At 41.3% G+C, this 508-nt stretch carries 1 pseudogene; it reads left to right on the top strand.

From position 1 onward, the window contains the following. Positions 1–228, top strand: a pseudogene (locus A3756_RS27520) (ribosome biogenesis GTPase RsgA); the annotation flags it as partial. Positions 229–508: the final 280 nt, after the last annotated feature.

A 508-nucleotide genomic window follows, 5' to 3' on the forward strand; every position in this document is an offset into this window, starting at 1 on the left:
GGCATACGAGAATTCGGCTTATGGCATATCAATGAGCAAGAACTGTTGGAAGGTTTTATCGAACTCAGGCCGCATATTGGCTACTGCCGTTTTCGTGACTGCAAACATAATAATGAGCCCAAGTGCGCGATCCTTGACGCCTACGACAAAGGTGAGATTAGTGAAGAGCGCATGAATAGTTACCGCAGAATTAGAGAAACACTCGGCGACAAAGAAACCTACCAATAATACTCAGCCATTAATTGCCTGCATTATTAAAAATCCAATCTATACTCTAGTCATAGTGAGCTATTTTCAATAAATTGCTCGCAACTCCTAACTATCAATCTATTACATTAGCTTTATGACTGACTCAAAAATGCCCGATAGCGCTGAAGGCTGGGCAAACTTTCTGGTGACAAAGTCACTTCCCTCGCCATTTAAAGTGGGTCAAAAAGTCATTCGTATGCTAGAAAAAAAGGTTATTCCATACTCTCATCTGGCTGCTCACGTTAATAAAGACCCAATC

The sequence above is a fragment of the Oleiphilus sp. HI0086 genome (assembly GCF_001635225.1).